The sequence below is a fragment of the Pelomonas cellulosilytica genome (genome assembly GCF_021353265.1).
Lineage (GTDB): Bacteria > Pseudomonadota > Gammaproteobacteria > Burkholderiales > Burkholderiaceae_C > Pelomonas > Pelomonas cellulosilytica.
The window spans coordinates 122,547-137,401 of the sequence record NZ_JAJTWU010000002.1; the positions used below are offsets into that span (position 1 = coordinate 122,547).

General features: G+C 69.6%; 16 protein-coding genes. 5 read left to right on the forward strand and 11 right to left on the reverse strand.

Features of this window, described 5'->3' with window-relative positions:
* Positions 1 to 44: 44 nt before the first annotated feature.
* From LXT13_RS04505 to LXT13_RS04525, 5 genes are read right to left on the reverse strand one after another with little or no spacing between them, the layout of a single operon-like run.
* Complete coding sequence (locus LXT13_RS04505) at positions 45 to 698, reverse strand: response regulator (protein ID WP_233370423.1); 654 nt, start codon at positions 696 to 698, stop codon at positions 45 to 47.
* Positions 689 to 1,900, reverse strand: coding sequence for a sensor histidine kinase (locus tag LXT13_RS04510; RefSeq protein WP_233370424.1), 1,212 nt, complete (start codon positions 1,898 to 1,900; stop codon positions 689 to 691). The genes LXT13_RS04505 and LXT13_RS04510 overlap by 10 nt, the downstream gene beginning before the upstream one ends.
* A complete protein-coding gene (gene mnmA / locus LXT13_RS04515; protein ID WP_233370425.1) occupies positions 1,897 to 3,093 on the reverse strand; it encodes a tRNA 2-thiouridine(34) synthase MnmA in 1,197 nt (398 codons plus the stop codon). Before mnmA ends, LXT13_RS04510 begins: the two co-directional genes overlap by 4 nt.
* Before the next feature lie 25 nt (positions 3,094 to 3,118).
* On the reverse strand, positions 3,119 to 3,820 hold the full coding sequence (locus LXT13_RS04520) for a 2OG-Fe(II) oxygenase (protein ID WP_233370426.1): 702 nt from the start codon (positions 3,818 to 3,820) through the stop codon (positions 3,119 to 3,121).
* Positions 3,817 to 4,314 (reverse strand): NUDIX hydrolase, encoded by a 498-nt coding sequence (locus tag LXT13_RS04525; RefSeq protein ID WP_233370427.1) that lies wholly within the window; start codon positions 4,312 to 4,314, stop codon positions 3,817 to 3,819. Before LXT13_RS04525 ends, LXT13_RS04520 begins: the two co-directional genes overlap by 4 nt.
* A 78-nt stretch (positions 4,315 to 4,392) precedes the next feature.
* Between LXT13_RS04525 and LXT13_RS04530 the strand changes: the two genes are divergently transcribed.
* The 5 genes from LXT13_RS04530 (at position 4,393) to LXT13_RS04550 (ending at position 8,254) form a co-directional block, all read left to right on the forward strand.
* The gene (locus LXT13_RS04530) at positions 4,393 to 5,508 is read left to right on the forward strand and encodes a Re/Si-specific NAD(P)(+) transhydrogenase subunit alpha (RefSeq protein ID WP_233370428.1); all 1,116 of its coding nucleotides are present in this window, start codon (positions 4,393 to 4,395) and stop codon (positions 5,506 to 5,508) included.
* Between the two features lie 2 nt (positions 5,509 to 5,510).
* Positions 5,511 to 5,831 carry an NAD(P) transhydrogenase subunit alpha part 2 gene (locus tag LXT13_RS04535; RefSeq protein WP_233370429.1) on the forward strand — a complete coding sequence of 107 codons (321 nt, stop codon included), beginning with the start codon at positions 5,511 to 5,513 and terminating at the stop codon, positions 5,829 to 5,831.
* Positions 5,831 to 7,306 carry an NAD(P)(+) transhydrogenase (Re/Si-specific) subunit beta gene (locus LXT13_RS04540; RefSeq protein ID WP_233370430.1) on the forward strand — a complete coding sequence of 492 codons (1,476 nt, stop codon included), beginning with the start codon at positions 5,831 to 5,833 and terminating at the stop codon, positions 7,304 to 7,306. The genes LXT13_RS04535 and LXT13_RS04540 overlap by 1 nt, the downstream gene beginning before the upstream one ends.
* A gap of 93 nt (positions 7,307 to 7,399) precedes the next feature.
* A complete protein-coding gene (locus tag LXT13_RS04545) occupies positions 7,400 to 7,840 on the forward strand; it encodes a copper chaperone PCu(A)C (RefSeq protein ID WP_233370431.1) in 441 nt (146 codons plus the stop codon).
* Positions 7,841 to 7,912: 72 nt separating this feature from the next.
* Positions 7,913 to 8,254, forward strand: a complete 342-nt coding sequence (locus LXT13_RS04550) for a hypothetical protein (protein WP_233370432.1) — start codon at positions 7,913 to 7,915, stop codon at positions 8,252 to 8,254.
* Between the two features lie 48 nt (positions 8,255 to 8,302).
* Here the strand turns inward: LXT13_RS04550 and LXT13_RS04555 are convergent, their stop codons facing one another.
* From LXT13_RS04555 to LXT13_RS04580, 6 genes are all read right to left on the reverse strand, one after another.
* Positions 8,303 to 8,905, reverse strand: coding sequence for an ATP-dependent Clp protease proteolytic subunit (locus tag LXT13_RS04555; protein ID WP_233370433.1), 603 nt, complete (start codon positions 8,903 to 8,905; stop codon positions 8,303 to 8,305).
* 65 nt (positions 8,906 to 8,970) lie between these two features.
* Positions 8,971 to 9,744: a DUF4184 family protein gene (locus LXT13_RS04560; RefSeq protein ID WP_233370434.1), complete on the reverse strand. Its 774-nt coding sequence runs from the start codon at positions 9,742 to 9,744 to the stop codon at positions 8,971 to 8,973.
* Positions 9,745 to 9,833: 89 nt separating this feature from the next.
* Positions 9,834 to 10,649: an esterase/lipase family protein gene (locus LXT13_RS04565; RefSeq protein WP_233370435.1), complete on the reverse strand. Its 816-nt coding sequence runs from the start codon at positions 10,647 to 10,649 to the stop codon at positions 9,834 to 9,836.
* Between the two features lie 100 nt (positions 10,650 to 10,749).
* The gene (locus LXT13_RS04570) at positions 10,750 to 11,082 is read right to left on the reverse strand and encodes a PspC domain-containing protein (protein WP_233370436.1); all 333 of its coding nucleotides are present in this window, start codon (positions 11,080 to 11,082) and stop codon (positions 10,750 to 10,752) included.
* 106 nt (positions 11,083 to 11,188) lie between these two features.
* Entirely contained in the window at positions 11,189 to 12,991 is a 1,803-nt protein-coding gene (locus LXT13_RS04575) for an ABC transporter substrate-binding protein (protein ID WP_233370437.1), read from the reverse strand.
* Positions 12,988 to 14,787 carry an ABC transporter substrate-binding protein gene (locus tag LXT13_RS04580; protein WP_233370438.1) on the reverse strand — a complete coding sequence of 600 codons (1,800 nt, stop codon included), beginning with the start codon at positions 14,785 to 14,787 and terminating at the stop codon, positions 12,988 to 12,990. Before LXT13_RS04580 ends, LXT13_RS04575 begins: the two co-directional genes overlap by 4 nt.
* Positions 14,788 to 14,855: the final 68 nt, after the last annotated feature.

Here is a 14,855-nt window from a genome sequence, read left to right on the forward strand (position 1 = left end):
ATCGCTTGGCAACTGCCGCGCGTCGGGAGGCGTTGCCGCCCGACTCATATCCAGCCGAGGTCGATGGCGCGCAGCACCGCCTGCGTACGATCCCGCACGCCCATCTTCGAGAAGATGGCCGAGCAGTGGTTCTTGATGACGCCCTCGCTGTTGCCCAGCAGGCTGGCGATCTCGGTGTTGCTGCGCCCGCTGGCCACCAGGCGCAGCACCTGCAGTTCCTTGGGGCTCAGCGGGTCGGGCTGGTCGGCGGCCGTGAAGGCGCGCTCGCCGCCCTTGGCCTCCATGCGCGTCGTCAGCGACGGACGCAGAGCGGTGCCGCCTGCATGCACGTCGCGCAGCGCCTGGGCCAGCGTCTCGGGCCGGATGGCCTTGAGCAGGAAGCCGCGCGCGCCGGCGCGCACGGCTTCGTCGAAGGCGGCCGTGTCGTCGAAGGTGGTCAGCAGCACGACCGGCAGTCGCAGCGCGCGGGCGGCCAGCGCGCGGATCAGGCCGATGCCGTCCAGCCGCGGCATGCGCATGTCGGACAGGATGATGTCGGGCATCGCGTCCGGCGCGGCGCTCGCCAGCCATTCCAGCGCCTCAGCGCCGTCGTTCGCCTCGCCGACGACCTGCAGTTCGTCGTGCAGCGCGAGCAGCCCCTTGAGCCCCTCGCGCACCAGTTGCTGGTCCTCCACCAGCAGGATCTTGATCACACCCATCGTGGACATCTCAGCTCAATTCGAAACCCCGGGCTGGTGCGAGTCACACGCATCTGCCCGCCCAGTTCGGCCATGCGTTCGGTCATGCCCGACAGCCCATTGCCCGCCCTGCCGACATGCCAGCCCGGCGCACCCCGCCCATCATCGTCGATGCTGACGGCGACTTCATCCCCGTCGCCGCGCAACTGCACCTGCACGCGCCGCGCACTGGCGTGGCGCACGCTGTTGGTCACACCCTCCTGCACGCAGCGCAGCAGCGCGTGGGCGGCGCGCGGCCCCAGGTCGCGTGCCGCATCGTCCATCGCCAGTTCGATGCGCGAGCTGGCGATGCCCTCGGCCAGCGCCTGCAGCGCTGCCGACAGGTCAATGCGCTGCGAACTGCGCTGCTGGGACACCGCCTCGCGCACGTCGGCCAGCAGTTGGGCGGCGACGTCTTGCGCGCGGTCCAGCGCCTGGCCGGCGCCACCGGCATCCGAGCGGGCCAGCAGCGCACCACCCAGCTGCAGCTGCAGGTTCAACGCGGTCAGGTGGTGGCCCATCAGGTCGTGCAGCTCGCGGGCGATCTGCATGCGCTCGCTGTAGCGCATCTGCTCGGCCAGCAGCTGCTCGCCCGACAGCTGCTCCGCCAGCACGGCCTGCAGCCAGCGGCGCTTCTCGGCCTCGGCCGCGGCCATGCGGCCCAAGCCGAACGCCAGGCCGTGCAATGCCAGCATTGACGTGAGCAGGCCGAACTGGTCGAGCCAGGCGGTCGCCGACGGCGCGGCGTAGAGGGCGGTGTTCAGCAGCACCTGTGCGGCCGCGAATCCCAGTGCCAGCCGCGCCGGCAACAGCACGGCCGCCAGCGCGGTCACAAGGAAGGGCAGGCCCGGCGTCACGCTGACAGCCAGCAGGTCCACCAGCAGAAGGCCGGCCAGGCGCCGGTTCACGGTCAGCGTCTGCCCGCCCTGGCGCGCCAGCAGGAAGATCAGTGCGACGAAGGCCAGCAGCAGTGCCACGCACAGCGCGACGAGGCCGCGGTCATTGACGTCGCCGCCCGACTGGCGCCAGGCCCACGAAGCCAGTCCGTCGTAGGGCTCGGTGCGCACGCCCAGCAACGCCGCGCCGGCGCTGACCAGCTCCATCGCGCAAAAGGCCAGCGCCGCCAGCCGCAGCACGACCCCCGGCTCGGCCAGCCGCGCGAGCAGGCGGTCGAGCGAGGTCATGCGGCGACGGCCGCCGAGATGACGCCGCCGCCCAGGCACACCTCGCCGTCGTAGACCACGGCGCTCTGCCCGGGCGTCACGGCCCACTGCGGTGTGCTGAAGCGCAGCGTCAGCCGCCGTTCGGCATCGAACCCCAGCTGGCAGGGCGCATCCGCCTGGCGGTAGCGCGTCTTGGCCGCGGCCTCGCCGGGGGCCGGCGCCGGCCCGGCGATCCAGCTCAGGTCGTCGGCCACCAGCGCGGCGCTCTGCAGCAGCGGGTGGTCGTGGCCCTGCACGACGATCAGCGTGTTGCGTTCCAGGTCCTTGGCAGCCACGAACCAGGGCTCGTGATGGCCGCCGCCCTTCGGCGCCTGGTCAGGCGTCCTCGCTGATCCCTGGGCTCCCTTGTCCTTCACGCCACCGATGCCCAGGCCCTGGCGCTGGCCCAGCGTGTAGAAGCTCAGGCCCACGTGCTCGCCAAGCTTGCGGCCGCGCTCGTCGCGGATGGGGCCGGGCTGGTGCGACAGGTATTTGTTCAGGAACTCGCGGAACGGCCGCTCCCCGATGAAGCAGATGCCGGTCGAGTCCTTCTTCTTCGCGTTGGGCAGCCCAATGTCGGCGGCGATGCGGCGCACCTCGGTCTTGGGCAGGTGGCCCACGGGGAACATGGCCTTGCTCAGCTGCGCCTGTGACAGGCGGTGCAGGAAGTAGCTCTGGTCCTTCAGCGGGTCCAGGCCCTTGAGCAGCTGGAAGACAGGCGCCCCCGCGTCCGGGTCGCCTTGGGACGGCCCGGCGGCGGCCCCGCGGTCGACCTCTCGCACTCGCGCGTAATGGCCGGTCGCGATCTTCTCTGCGCCCAGGCGCATCGCGTGGTCCAGGAAGGCCTTGAACTTGATCTCGGCGTTGCACAGCACGTCGGGGTTGGGCGTGCGGCCGGCCTGGTATTCGTGCAGGAAGCTCTCGAAGACGCGGTCCTTGTACTCAGCCGCGAAGTTGACATGCTCGATCTCGATGCCCAGCACGTCGGCCACCGAGGCGGCGTCCAGGAAGTCCTGACGCGACGAGCAGTACTCGTCGTCGTCATCGTCTTCCCAGTTCTTCATGAAGATGCCGACGACCTCGTGGCCTTGCTGCTTGAGCAGGTGTGCCGTGACGGCCGAATCGACGCCGCCGGACAGGCCCACGACGACGCGGTGTTTCTTGGGGGAACTCATGGGCGTGATTGTCCCAAAGCCCCCTTCAGCCGGTGGCGAACAGGCTTTCGGCGCGCTGGTACAGCACCCAGCTCGTCGCGATGTACTTGTCGCCGCCGCGCGGCTGGTTGCCGCGGTGCGTGTGCGTGAAGCCGCCCGGCGCGATGAGCAGGCTGCCGGTGCGCGGCGCGATCTTGCGGGCCTGGTACAGGAACTCCGTCTCGCCATTGGCGAAGTCGTCGTTCAGGTAGATGGTCCACAGCACGGCGCGGTGCAGGGCCTCGCCCTGGTCCAGCTTGGGGTACTGCTCGCAATGCCAGTACGGGTAGCCGCCCTGGTCGGCCAGGTAGCGCTGCAGGTTGATTGCGCCGGGGCGAAACACCTTGGCGATCAGGCCCATCAGGTGCGCGTCGTCCAGCGTGGCGACGGCGTCGGCGTCCAGCAGCGCCATCGTGCCGTCGGGCCGCTGCATCTGCAGCTTCAGCGGCGCCAGCGCCAGGTGCGCGTAGCGGCGCAAGTAATGCTTGAAGCCCTGGATGACGGCGTCGTTCAGCTGTGCGCAGGCGTCCGTCCACTCGGGGTGGCGGCTGATCGCGATGTCCCAGCTGTCCTTCATAGCCACGTCCACGCCGCTGCCCGTTTCGCCGCGCTGCACGCGCGTGCTGGCCTGAAAGCGCTCGACAAGGGCGCGGCAGGCGTCGGCGCTGAGCGCGCCGTCGTAGACCTCGATGAAGTCGGGCACCGTCATGCCTTCACCGCAGGCTGCTGCAGCGACGCATGGCTGAATACCGTGTCAACCGGCAACCGCCGGCCGGCGGCATGGTCGCGCACGCACTGCAGCACCAGCGGGCTGCGGTGGCGGTCCTCGCAGGCGGCGAGTTCGGCTTCGGTCATCCACAGCGTGCGCTGGATGCCCCGGTCCAGTGCCCGGCCGGCGATGGCCTCGCCGACGCTGCCACTGAATGCCAGCCGCACATAGGTCACGTCCTCGGCCCGTGCGGGGCGCTGGAAGCGCGCGAGGTAGACGCCGAGGAAGGACTCCGGCGTGAAGGCACGGGCCGTTTCCTCCAGCGTCTCGCGAACGACGGCTTCGAGCGGCGTCTCGCCCTGCTCCAGGTGGCCGGCGGGGTTGTTCAGCATCAGGCCTTCGGGCGTTTCCTCCTCGACGAGCAGGTAGCGGCCGTCGCGTTCGACGACCGCGGCGACCGTTACGCTGGGGCGGAACCGGGCGGTGGCGCTCATGAAAACTCCTTGTGAAATCGCACTGGCGGTGGCAGCCATTGTGTAAGCTGCCACGCACCCCGTCCCGGAGGAGATCGCATGCAGATCGGCATCCCGCGCGAACGCGCGGCCGGAGAGACCCGTGTGGCCGTCACGCCCGAGACGGCAAAAAAACTCAAGGCGCAGGGTCACGTCTTGCGCGTGGAGCGCGGTGCCGGCCTGGCGGCCAGCGTCACGGACGAAGCCTACGAGGCCGCGGGCTGCGAGATCGTCGACCCGACCGCCGCGCTGGGCGCCGAGCTGGTACTGAAGGTGCGTGCGCCTGCCGCGGACGAGCTGCCGCTGATGAAACCCGGCACAGCTCTCGTCGGCATGCTGAACCCGTTCGACCGCGACGGCCTGGCCGCGCTGGCCGCCGCGGGGCTCACAAGCTTCGCGCTCGAAGCCGCGCCGCGCACGACCCGCGCGCAGAGCATGGACGTGCTCTCCAGCCAGGCCAACATCGCTGGCTACAAGGCCGTCATGATCGCGGCGGACCGCTACCAGCGCTTCTTCCCGATGCTGATGACGGCCGCCGGCACCGTGAAGGCCGCGCGCGTCGTCGTGCTGGGCGTGGGCGTGGCGGGGCTGCAGGCCATCGCGACGGCCAAGCGGCTGGGCGCGGTCATCGAGGCTAGCGACGTGCGGCCGTCGGTCAAGGAGCAGGTCGAGTCTTTGGGCGCCAAGTTCATCGACGTGCCCTACGAGACCGCCGAGGAGAAAGAGGCGGCCGAGGGCGTCGGCGGCTACGCCAAGCCCATGCCGCCGAGCTGGCTGGCGCGGCAGCAGGTCGAGGTGGCCAAGCGTGTCGCGCAGGCGGATGTCGTCATCACGACGGCGCTGATTCCGGGCCGCGCGGCACCGGTGCTGGTCACCGAGGACATGGTGAAAAGCATGAAGCCGGGCTCGGTCATCGTCGACATCGCCGCGCCCGCCGGGGGCAACTGCCCGCTGACCGAGCCCGGACAGACTGTCATCAAGCACGGCGTGACGCTCGTGGGCGAGACCAACCTGCCGGCGCTCGTCGCGGCCGATGCGTCGGCCTTGTACGCGCGCAACGTGCTGGATTTCCTCAAGCTCGTCCTCACGAAGGAGGGCGCCTTTCACGTGCCGCTGGATGACGACATCGTCGCGGCCTGCCGCGTCACGCAAGACGGCCAAGTCACGAGGGCATGACCATGGAACTGGTTGATCACACCATCATCAATCTCATCATTTTTGTGCTGGCAATCTACGTGGGCTACCACGTCGTCTGGACGGTGACGCCCGCGCTGCATACGCCGCTCATGGCGGTAACGAATGCGATCTCGGCCATCGTCATCGTCGGCGCGATGCTGGCCGCCGCGCTGACCGAGACGCCGCTGGCCAAGGGCATGGGCGTGCTGGCAGTGGCGCTGGCGGCGGTGAACATCTTCGGCGGCTTCCTCGTCACGCGGCGGATGCTGGAGATGTTCAAAAAGAAGGAGCGCAAGTCGGCCGCCGGGAAGGAGGGCGCGTGATGAGCATGAACGTCGTCACGCTGCTGTACCTCATCGCGAGCGTCTGCTTCATCCAGTCGCTCAAGGGGCTGTCGCACCCGACGACCTCCATCCGCGGCAACGTCTTCGGCATGGCCGGCATGGCCATCGCGGTGCTGACGACGGCGGCGCTCATCGTCAAGCTGGCCGGCTCCGGCGCCGGGCTCCTGTGGGTGCTGCTGGGGCTCGTCGTCGGTGGCGGCTTCGGCGCCTGGAAGGCGAAGACGGTCGAGATGACCAAGATGCCGGAGCTGGTGGCCTTCTTTCACAGCATGATCGGCCTGGCGGCGGTGGCGATTGCCGTCGCGGCTGTGGCCGAGCCGGCGGCGTTCGGCATCACGCCGGCGCTGGATGCGGCGCTGGCCGGGATTCCGTCGGACGACGGCGTGGCGCCGCGCACGCTCGCACCCATCCCGCCTGGCAACAGGCTGGAGCTGGCGCTTGGCGCCTTCATCGGTGCCGTCACGTTCACCGGTTCGGTCATCGCCTGGGGCAAGTTGTCGGGCGGCTCCAAGTTCCGGTTGTTCCAGGGCGCGCCGGTGGTCTTCGGCGGCCAGCATCTGCTGAACCTGCTGCTGGGCGTGGCGGCGCTGGCGTTCTGCGCGATGTTCTTCGCCACGGAGTCGGCGCTGGCGTTCGGCATCGTCGTTGCGCTGGGCCTGGTGCTGGGCGTCACGCTGATCATCCCCATCGGCGGCGCCGACATGCCGGTGGTGGTGAGCATGCTCAACAGCTACTCGGGCTGGGCGGCGGCGGGCATCGGCTTCTCGCTGAACAACCCGATGCTCATCATCGCGGGCAGCCTCGTCGGCAGCTCGGGCGCAATCCTGAGCTACATCATGTGCAAGGCGATGAACCGCTCGTTCTTCAACGTCATCCTGGGCGGGTTCGGTGGAGATGCGGGCACCGCGTCGGCCGGTGCCGCGGTGCAGCGCACGGTGAAGAGCGGCAGCGCCGACGACGCGGCCTTCGTGCTGGGCAATGCCGAGACAGTCATCATCGTGCCGGGCTACGGCCTCGCGGTGGCGCGGGCCCAGCACGCGGTCAAGGAGCTGGCGCACAAGCTCACCGAGAAGGGCGTCACGGTCAAGTACGCCATCCATCCCGTCGCCGGCCGCATGCCCGGCCACATGAACGTGCTGCTGGCCGAGGCCGAGGTGCCGTACGACCAGGTCTTCGAGATGGAGGACATCAACGCCGAGTTCGGGCAGGCCGACGTGGCGATCATCCTCGGCGCCAACGACGTCGTGAACCCCGCCGCGCACGTGAAGGGCAGCCCGATCTACGGCATGCCCATCCTGGAGGCGCACAAGGCCAAGACGGTCATCGTCAACAAGCGCTCGATGGCCGCGGGCTACGCGGGCCTGGACAACGAGTTGTTCTACATGGACAAGACAATGATGGTCTTCGGCGACGCGAAGAAGGTCGTCGAGGACATGCTGAAGGCGGTGGAGTAGCGGCTGGCCTGGGCCGGCAGAGAGGCGCCTGGCGGCGGCAAGGCGGGCGGACAGTGGTTAGAGTTCAAGACCGATCGAACTTCCATCGCTGCCATGCCCCGCCTGCTTCCTGCTGCCGTCCTGTTGGCGGCCCTGTTCGCTTGGTCCGCCGCGCCGGCCCAGGGCACTATCGTCAAGGTCGACGATCCCTGGGTGCGCGCCACCGTTGCGCCGCAGAAGGCCACGGGCGCCTTCATGCAGCTGACGGCCGCCAGGACGGTCAAGGTCGTGGCGGCCAGCTCGCCGCTGGCCGACATCGTCGAGATTCACGAGATGAAGATGGACGGCGGTGTCATGAGGATGCGCGCCGTGGACGCGTTGCCGCTGCCGGCCGGCCAGTCCGTGGCGTTGAAGCCAGGCAGCTATCACGTCATGCTGATGGGGCTGAAGGCGCCCATCCGGGTGGGCGAGTCCGTGCCGCTGACGCTGACCGTCGAGGGTGAGGACAAGCAGCGCACGGCGGTGGAAATCCGCGCCGAGGCCCGTTCCCGCTGAGGCGGCGCGCGAAAAGCGCTCAAGTCCGGCGCGATCCGGCCGACAAGCAGGAACGAGCACCTCCGATCCGCCATGCTGACGCCCATCACGACCTCGCCGAACGCCGCCACGCCTGAAGTGGCTGTGGCGCCCGCGCCGGCGCGTCGGGCCGGCAGCGAGCCGGCCTCGGCCGTTGTGACGGTGTCCGCCTCGGGCGCCCGGGCGGCGGCTACGCAGGACGCCGCCAAGGTCGCTACCGGCGCGGCTCAGGCGAGTGCCGACGTCAACCAGGACGGCACGGTGTCCGACCAGGAGCAGCTGACCGAGGACGCGCAGCGCGCGCTGAAGAAGGCCTTGCTGGAAGGCGGTCCAGGCCTTGACGCCGCCCTGCAGGCCTATCAGTCCATCGCGTCACTGGCCGACGTCCAGCGCTGACGCCGGCGTCGTGCGCGGAAGGGGCGCCAGCGCGCCCCGCCCAACCGCTCAGGCCAGGTCGGACTGCCGTTCGACGACGCGCGACGCCAGGCCGTAGGCGATGGCCTCGTCGGTACTCATCCAGAAGTCGCGCTCGATGTCCACGCGCACGCGGTCCAGCGGCTGACCGGTCTCGCGGGCGATGACGCCGGCGATGCGCTCGCGGGCGCGGATGATTTCCTTGGCCTGGATGGCGATGTCGCTGGCCTGGCCGCCGGCGCCGCCGGCGGGCTGGTGGATCATGAAGCGCGTGTTGGGCAGCGCGACGCGGCGCTCCTTCGGCACGGCGAGATAAATGTGCGTGCCGGCGCTGGCCACCCAGCCGGTGCCGACGATGGTGACCGGCGCGCGCACGAAGCGGATCATGTCGTGGATGGCGTCGCCGCTTTCCACATGGCCGCCCGGGCTGGACAGCAGCAGTGTGATCGGCGCGTCGGATTCCTGGCTCAGGGCCAGCAGGCGGCGGCACGTGGCGTGGGCGAGCTTGTCGTCGATCTCGCCGAAGATCATCACGTAGCGGCCCTTGAAGAGCAGCTGGTCTTCCTGCTTCTCGGGGGCGTCCTTCTTGGCGGCCTTGTCTTTGTCGTCGGCGGCGAGGGTGTGGTGTTGCATGGTCAGGTCCGGGTTGAGGGCGCTACCTTACCGCGAGATGCGCGACCCGGCTGGAGTGGGCCGGTTCACGCATCGCCGCGCTGCCGCCACCACAGCAGGCTGGCGATGACGTACAGCGTCGCGCCACAACTGGTGCTCCAGGTGACGCTGCGCACGAGCAGGTGAGAGCGGTAGGCCGGCATCGCGGCGGGCGTGAGGGCCCAGGACGACAGCGCGCCGACGACCACCGCCACGCCGAAGCAGGCCCACAGGAGGCGTCTGCGCTGCCGGTCCAGCGGTGGTGGCGGCGTCGGGTCCAGCCGGTGCCGCGCGTTGCGGTAGGCGAGCAGCAGGACGGCCGCGCCGAGCACCGTGCTGAGGTGCTGGAGCACCTGGGCGACCAGCAGCGGCCGGTGGCCCGGCGCGGTGATCAGCGGGTCGTCCAGCCAGGGCAGCAGCTCATCGGTGAGTGGTCCTGTGTGTGTGAACGCGTCCCAGGCCAGGTGCGTCGCGGCACCGATCAGGATGGACAGTACGGTGACGGCCCAGGCCCGTCCGGCGGCCTGCGGCGGTGGCTGCAGCGCCTGACGCACAAGTGTGCGGTGTGGGTCGCGCAGCAGCACGGTCAGGGGCTTCGAGAAGCGCAGCAGCAGCGCCAGCAGCAGCAGGCAAACGGGCAGGCAGACGGTCAAGACGCCTTCGGGCGTGTGCAGGTACGCGCGCAGCGGGCCGTGCATGCCGATGTAGTGGCTCAGGTCGGGCGCCATCGCCCCGAGGATGAGGCCAGGCCAGGACAGCCAGCGCGGGCACAGGGGCCGCAGCGGCAGAACGGCTGCCGGGTGGGCAAAGGTCCAAGGCATAAGGGATCGACAACTCGCGGAAGCAGGCCGCGAATGCTGCACCATTCCGCAGGGCCGGCCGGCCATCCGGCGTGCCCAAGTCGGCATCGTTACGCGCTTGGCGTGGTCTTGTAGAACCAGCGACGCGCGCCCTTGGGCTCGAAATGCGCCCACTGCCCTTCCGGCTGGGCCAGGCGGTCAGCCAGCGCGTAGAGGGCGATCGGGTTCACGCCCAGGCCGATGTGGCTGGCCGGCACCTCGATGTTCTCCGCCAGCGGCGACGGCTCGTTGACGCTGCAGCGCCAGGCCACGACGCCATCGCTCCTGGAGTAGATGGACGTCGTGGGCACCGGTGGCGGCTGGCGAATCTGCTCCAGCAGCGCCGGGTCGTGCGCCGCCTTGCCGCTGAGCAGCTCGAAGAAGCGCCAGGCGTTCGTCGCGCGTGGGTGGCCGGTGAACGGGGTGCCCAGCGTGACGACGCAACGTGTCAGCTCGGGGCATTCCTTGGCCAGCTCGCGGGCGTAGAGGCCGCCCAGGCTCCAGCCGATGAGGCTGACCTTGCGGTGGTGGCGGCGGTGCAGCGCCTGCAGGTCGTGCTTGATGCGCTCCAGCACGCCGGCACGCGGGCCGAAGTTGAAGCCCTGGCCCCAGGCTTGCGTCGCGTAGCCGAGCGAATCGAGCAGCGTGCGCAGCGGCGCCGTCGTGACGTCGTTGGCGCCGAGGCCGGGGAAGACGAATACCGGATGGCCGTCGCCCTGGGGCAGCTTCTTCATCCATGGCAGCGCGGCGAGCAGCGCGGCGTACTCCCACGGCGCGCGGCCTTCGAGCATCAGCAGCCAGGCGCTCGGCGCCCGCAGCTCGTGGTGCGCGGCGGCGTCGGGCTTGGCGGCGCGGCGTCGGGAGCGCGGGGAGGGGGCGGCGGGCATGCGGGGCGGGTGTCGGGCGGGGCGCAACGATGTTAGCCAGCCCGCCCGCGATCTTCGTAGACGCAGCTCCCGGTTTTCCGCCGCGCTGCGCCAGGAATGCTCACTCTTCCGGGACGAAGATCCAGAGCAGGATGTACACCAGTACGCCGCCGCCGAAGGCGAGGAACAGCAGCACGAAGATCAGGCGCCAGATCCAGGAGTCCAGCCCCGTGGCGCGGGCGATGCCGCCGCAGACGCCGCCGATCCAGCGGTCCACGCGGGCGCGGCGCAGGCCGTTGACCGCGCCGAGGTTGGGGCTGGCCTGCTGCGAGCCGTAGCCCGGTGTGGCTTGGCCGCCCAGCAGGCGGGCCTTGGCCTTGGCGAACTCCTCGTCGCTCAGCACGCCGCGTGCGTGCAGGTCGGCCAGCTTGGCGAGTTCGTCGGCGTCGTTCATGTCGTGCTCCTTGCGGTGTTGATGGGGCGAAGCCTATCGGGGCAGGGCGCGTGCCGGCCAGTGCGTTGCGACAGGCCGTCGATTCGGCAGGATGCGCCCGCGGAAATCAGCGGACGGGCTGCCTGGCCGGGTCCACATCGACGAACTGCCAGAAGTCCAGCCAGAACAGCGGCCGGTAGTAGCCGCTCATCCACGGCTGCTCCAGGTCGGTGAGGATGCGGTGGACATGCACCTTGTAGGGCATGAAGGCCACGGTGATGCGCTTGGCCTCCTGGAACAGCGCGTCGCGCTCCGGGCCGTCCGGCAGGGCCTGCATGCGTTCGTACAGCGCGTCGAGGCGGGCGTTCCTGAAGCGGGGGAGGTTCTGCGTGCCGGAGGCCGGGCCGTAGTAGCGCTGCAGCGCCTCCTGCCCGTCGGGCGACGCCGCGGTGGAGCCCACGGGCCACATCTGGAAGTTGCCCGCCTGCGCCGCCTTCAGGTTCTCGGGCCATTGCTGGATCTTGATCTGCAGCCTGATGCCGATGGCCCGCAGCGCCTGCTCCCACAACTCGTCCAGGGAGCGGCTCAGCGAGTCGGGCTGCGTGTTGCGCGTCAGCACGAGCGGGCGGCCATCGGGCAGGTCGCGCCAGCCGTCGCCGTCGCGGTCGACGTAGCCGTACAGGTCCAGCAGCGCGCGGGCGCGGGCCGGGTCGTAGTCGCTCATCTCGCTCTTGAACGCGGGGTCGTAGCCACTGGTCGCGGGCACGATCGGCGACTGTGCCGGGACGGCCTGGCCGCGCCGCGCGAGGCGAATCTCCTTGCTCACGTCGTAGGCCAGCGACAGCGCGCGACGCAGCGCGACCTTGTCGGGCGTGACGCCGCCGATGACCGGGTCGTCGAGGTTGAAGCAGGTCAGCGTCATGTCCGGCGCGACCGTGAAGACGGCTTGCATGCCGCGCCTGGCAAGGTTGGGTGCGAGCTTGCCGCCCGGCGTGGCCTGCGTGATGAAGGCCTCGGGCACACGCTCGATGAAGTCGTGCTCGTTGTTCAGGAAGGACAGCCAGCGCGGCTGGTCCTCCGTGATGACGTCGACGACGACCCGGTCCACCATCGGCAGGCGCCGGCCCTTGAACTTCGCATAGATCGCCTGGGCCTGGGCATCGCCGGGCGCGGGCTGTGCCTCGTAGTGGCGCTCGCGGTAGGTCGGGTTGCGCTCGAACACCATCTGGGAGCTGCGCCGCCAGGCCTTCAGCACAAAGGGACCGGTGCCCACCGGGTGCTCCATGAGGCGATCGCCATAGAACTCGACCACCTCGTGCGCCACCGCGCCGTAGAGGTCGTTGCCCGCGAAGATCGATTCAATGAGCCGCGGCCGCGGGTCGTGCGTGCGCACTTGCAGCGTGTAGCGGTCCAGCGCCTTCAGGCCCTCGATCTCGGCGTCGTAGGGGAAGGGCTTCCTGCTCTTGATCACCTGCTCGCGCAGCTCGGTGAGGCCCACGATGCCGGCTTCCTCGTACACCACCCAGGCCTGCGCGTTGGTGGCAGGGTCGGCGAAGCGCTTGATGCTGTAGACGAAGTCGTCGGCCGTCAGTTCGCGCTTGCGGCCCTTGAAAGCCGGGTCGTCGGCGAAGTAGATGCCGGGACGCAGCTTGATCCGGAAGGTCCTGAAATCGGCGCTGATCTCAGGCTCGCCCACCGCCACCAGTGGTACGACCCGGGCCGGGCGGGCCAGCGGGTCGAAGGTGTACGGCGACTCGAAGATGTGGGCCGTGAGCGTGCGCGAGTAGATGTCGGAGATGCCGGTGGGATCGAAGCCGGTCTCGGCCACGCGGAAGGCGTAGCGCAGCGTCTTCACGGGTGTGGCGGCCGGGGCCGGCGGCGCGGTGGCGAGCGCCACGCAGGCCGCGAGCGCGGCGAGGAGCAGTTTCATCGTTGGGTCTGGGCGAGCGCTGTGGTGTCGATGTCGATGTACTTCCAGAAGTCGCGCACGAACAGGTTACGGCTGTAGCCGCGCACCCAGGGCTGGGCCATGTCGGTCCAGATGCGGTGCACGTGGAATTTGTACGGCGCATACGCCACCAGCAGGCGCTGGGCCTCCGTCATCAGCGCCAGGCGCTCAGGGCCGTCGGGCAGCGCCTTCTGCTTCTCGTACAGCGCCTCGAAGGCGGGCAGGTCGAAGCGCGACTTGTTGGCCTGGCCCTTGGCCTTGCCGGAGCCCAGCGCCAGGAAGGTGTCGCCGTCGGGCGTCGTGCTGAGCCAGCCGACGCCCCACATCTGCAGCTTGCCGGCGTTGGCCGCCTTCAGCTGTTCGGGCCACTTCGCAATCTTGAAGCGGATGCGGATGCCGATGGCGTCCATGTTCTTCTGCCACTGCTCGGCGAGCTGACGGTTCTGCGCGTCGGGCGTCGTGGCGTACTCGATCTGAAGCGGCTGTCCGTCGGGCAGGTCGCGCCAGCCGTCGCCGTCGCGGTCCACATAGCCGAAGAGGTCCAGCAGCGCGCGCGCCTTGGCCGGGTCGAACTCGCTCATCTCGCTCTTGAAGCCCGGGACATAGCCGTAGTTGACGGTCGGGATCGGCCCCTGGCTGGCCACGGCCTGGCCGCGGCGCACGAGGCGGATCTCCTTGTCCAGGTCCACGGCGAGGTTGATGGCGCGGCGCAGCGCTACCTTCTCCGGCGTGTAGCCGCCGACGACCGGGTCCTCCATGTTGAAGTAGCTGAGCGCCACGTCCGATCGCGCGTAGCGCGTCATCGTGATGCCGCGCTTGGCGAGGTTGGGCGCGAGCTTGCCGTTGGGCATGGCGAGGCCGGTGAAGTCGGCGGGCACCTCCTCGATGAGGTCCGCCTCGCCGCGCAGGAAGGACAGCCAGCGCGGCTGGGCCTCCTCGATGATGTCGATGACGACGCGGTCGACCAGCGGCAGCTTGCGGCCCTGCAGCGCGGCGACCTCGGCCTTGAGCGTGTCGCTGGCTTCAGGCGGCGCCACCTCGGCGTAGCGCACGTCGCGGAAGTTCGGGTTCTTCTCCAGCACGATGCGCGAGCTGCGCCGCCACTCGGCCAGGCGCCAGGCATTGGTGCCGACCGGGTGTTCCATGACGGCATCGCCATAGAACTCGACGACCTCGCGCGCCACGGCACCGAGGTAGCCGGCGTCGGCCAGCTGATGGATGAAGCGCGGGTCGGCCACGCCGAGCTTGATCTGCAAGGTGTAGCGGTCCAGCGCCCGCAGGCCTTCCACCTCGCGGTCGTAGTCGAACGGCGTCTTGGCTTTCAACGTGGCCTGGCGCAGCTCGGACAGGCCCAGGATCTTCGCGTTCTCCAGCAGGTAGAGGTTGTTGCTCTTCCAGCGCGGGTCGTAGTGGCGCTTGATGCTGTAGACGTAGTCGGCCGCGGTCAGCTCGCGCTTCCTGCCCTTGAATGCCGGGTCGTCATTGAAGAAGATGCCGGGCTTGACGCGCAGCGTGATCGTCTTGAAGTCGGCGCTGACCTCGGGCAGCGCCTCGAGCGTGGCCGGGCGCAGCTTGAAGGGGCGGGCGCCGAAGTCGTACTCCAGCGGCGCGTCGAAGATGCCTGCTACGACAATGCGCGAGTACAGGTCGCTGACCTGCGCGGGGTCGAAGCCCGTCTCCGCCACCTTGAAGGCGTAGCGCAGCTCCTTGTCGGCCGCATGCGCGGCATTCAGGGTGCAGGCCAGGAGCAGGGTGGACAACAGGGACAGGAGCTTCATCGCGGCGCGCTGGGCTGGAGCGGAAGTGGCGCAGTCTAGTAAACCTGGCCTGCGAGCGAACGCGTTGC

Coding starts and splice junctions, on each gene's coding strand:
- LXT13_RS04505 (WP_233370423.1), bottom strand. CDS start 698: ATGGGTGTGATCAAGATCCTGCTGGTGGAGGACCAGCAACTGGTGCGC.
- LXT13_RS04510 (WP_233370424.1), bottom strand. CDS start 1,900: ATGACCTCGCTCGACCGCCTGCTCGCGCGGCTGGCCGAGCCGGGGGTC.
- mnmA (WP_233370425.1), bottom strand. CDS start 3,093: ATGAGTTCCCCCAAGAAACACCGCGTCGTCGTGGGCCTGTCCGGCGGC.
- LXT13_RS04520 (WP_233370426.1), bottom strand. CDS start 3,820: ATGACGGTGCCCGACTTCATCGAGGTCTACGACGGCGCGCTCAGCGCC.
- LXT13_RS04525 (WP_233370427.1), bottom strand. CDS start 4,314: ATGAGCGCCACCGCCCGGTTCCGCCCCAGCGTAACGGTCGCCGCGGTC.
- LXT13_RS04530 (WP_233370428.1), top strand. CDS start 4,393: ATGCAGATCGGCATCCCGCGCGAACGCGCGGCCGGAGAGACCCGTGTG.
- LXT13_RS04535 (WP_233370429.1), top strand. CDS start 5,511: ATGGAACTGGTTGATCACACCATCATCAATCTCATCATTTTTGTGCTG.
- LXT13_RS04540 (WP_233370430.1), top strand. CDS start 5,831: ATGAGCATGAACGTCGTCACGCTGCTGTACCTCATCGCGAGCGTCTGC.
- LXT13_RS04545 (WP_233370431.1), top strand. CDS start 7,400: ATGCCCCGCCTGCTTCCTGCTGCCGTCCTGTTGGCGGCCCTGTTCGCT.
- LXT13_RS04550 (WP_233370432.1), top strand. CDS start 7,913: ATGCTGACGCCCATCACGACCTCGCCGAACGCCGCCACGCCTGAAGTG.
- LXT13_RS04555 (WP_233370433.1), bottom strand. CDS start 8,905: ATGCAACACCACACCCTCGCCGCCGACGACAAAGACAAGGCCGCCAAG.
- LXT13_RS04560 (WP_233370434.1), bottom strand. CDS start 9,744: ATGCCTTGGACCTTTGCCCACCCGGCAGCCGTTCTGCCGCTGCGGCCC.
- LXT13_RS04565 (WP_233370435.1), bottom strand. CDS start 10,649: ATGCCCGCCGCCCCCTCCCCGCGCTCCCGACGCCGCGCCGCCAAGCCC.
- LXT13_RS04570 (WP_233370436.1), bottom strand. CDS start 11,082: ATGAACGACGCCGACGAACTCGCCAAGCTGGCCGACCTGCACGCACGC.
- LXT13_RS04575 (WP_233370437.1), bottom strand. CDS start 12,991: ATGAAACTGCTCCTCGCCGCGCTCGCGGCCTGCGTGGCGCTCGCCACC.
- LXT13_RS04580 (WP_233370438.1), bottom strand. CDS start 14,787: ATGAAGCTCCTGTCCCTGTTGTCCACCCTGCTCCTGGCCTGCACCCTG.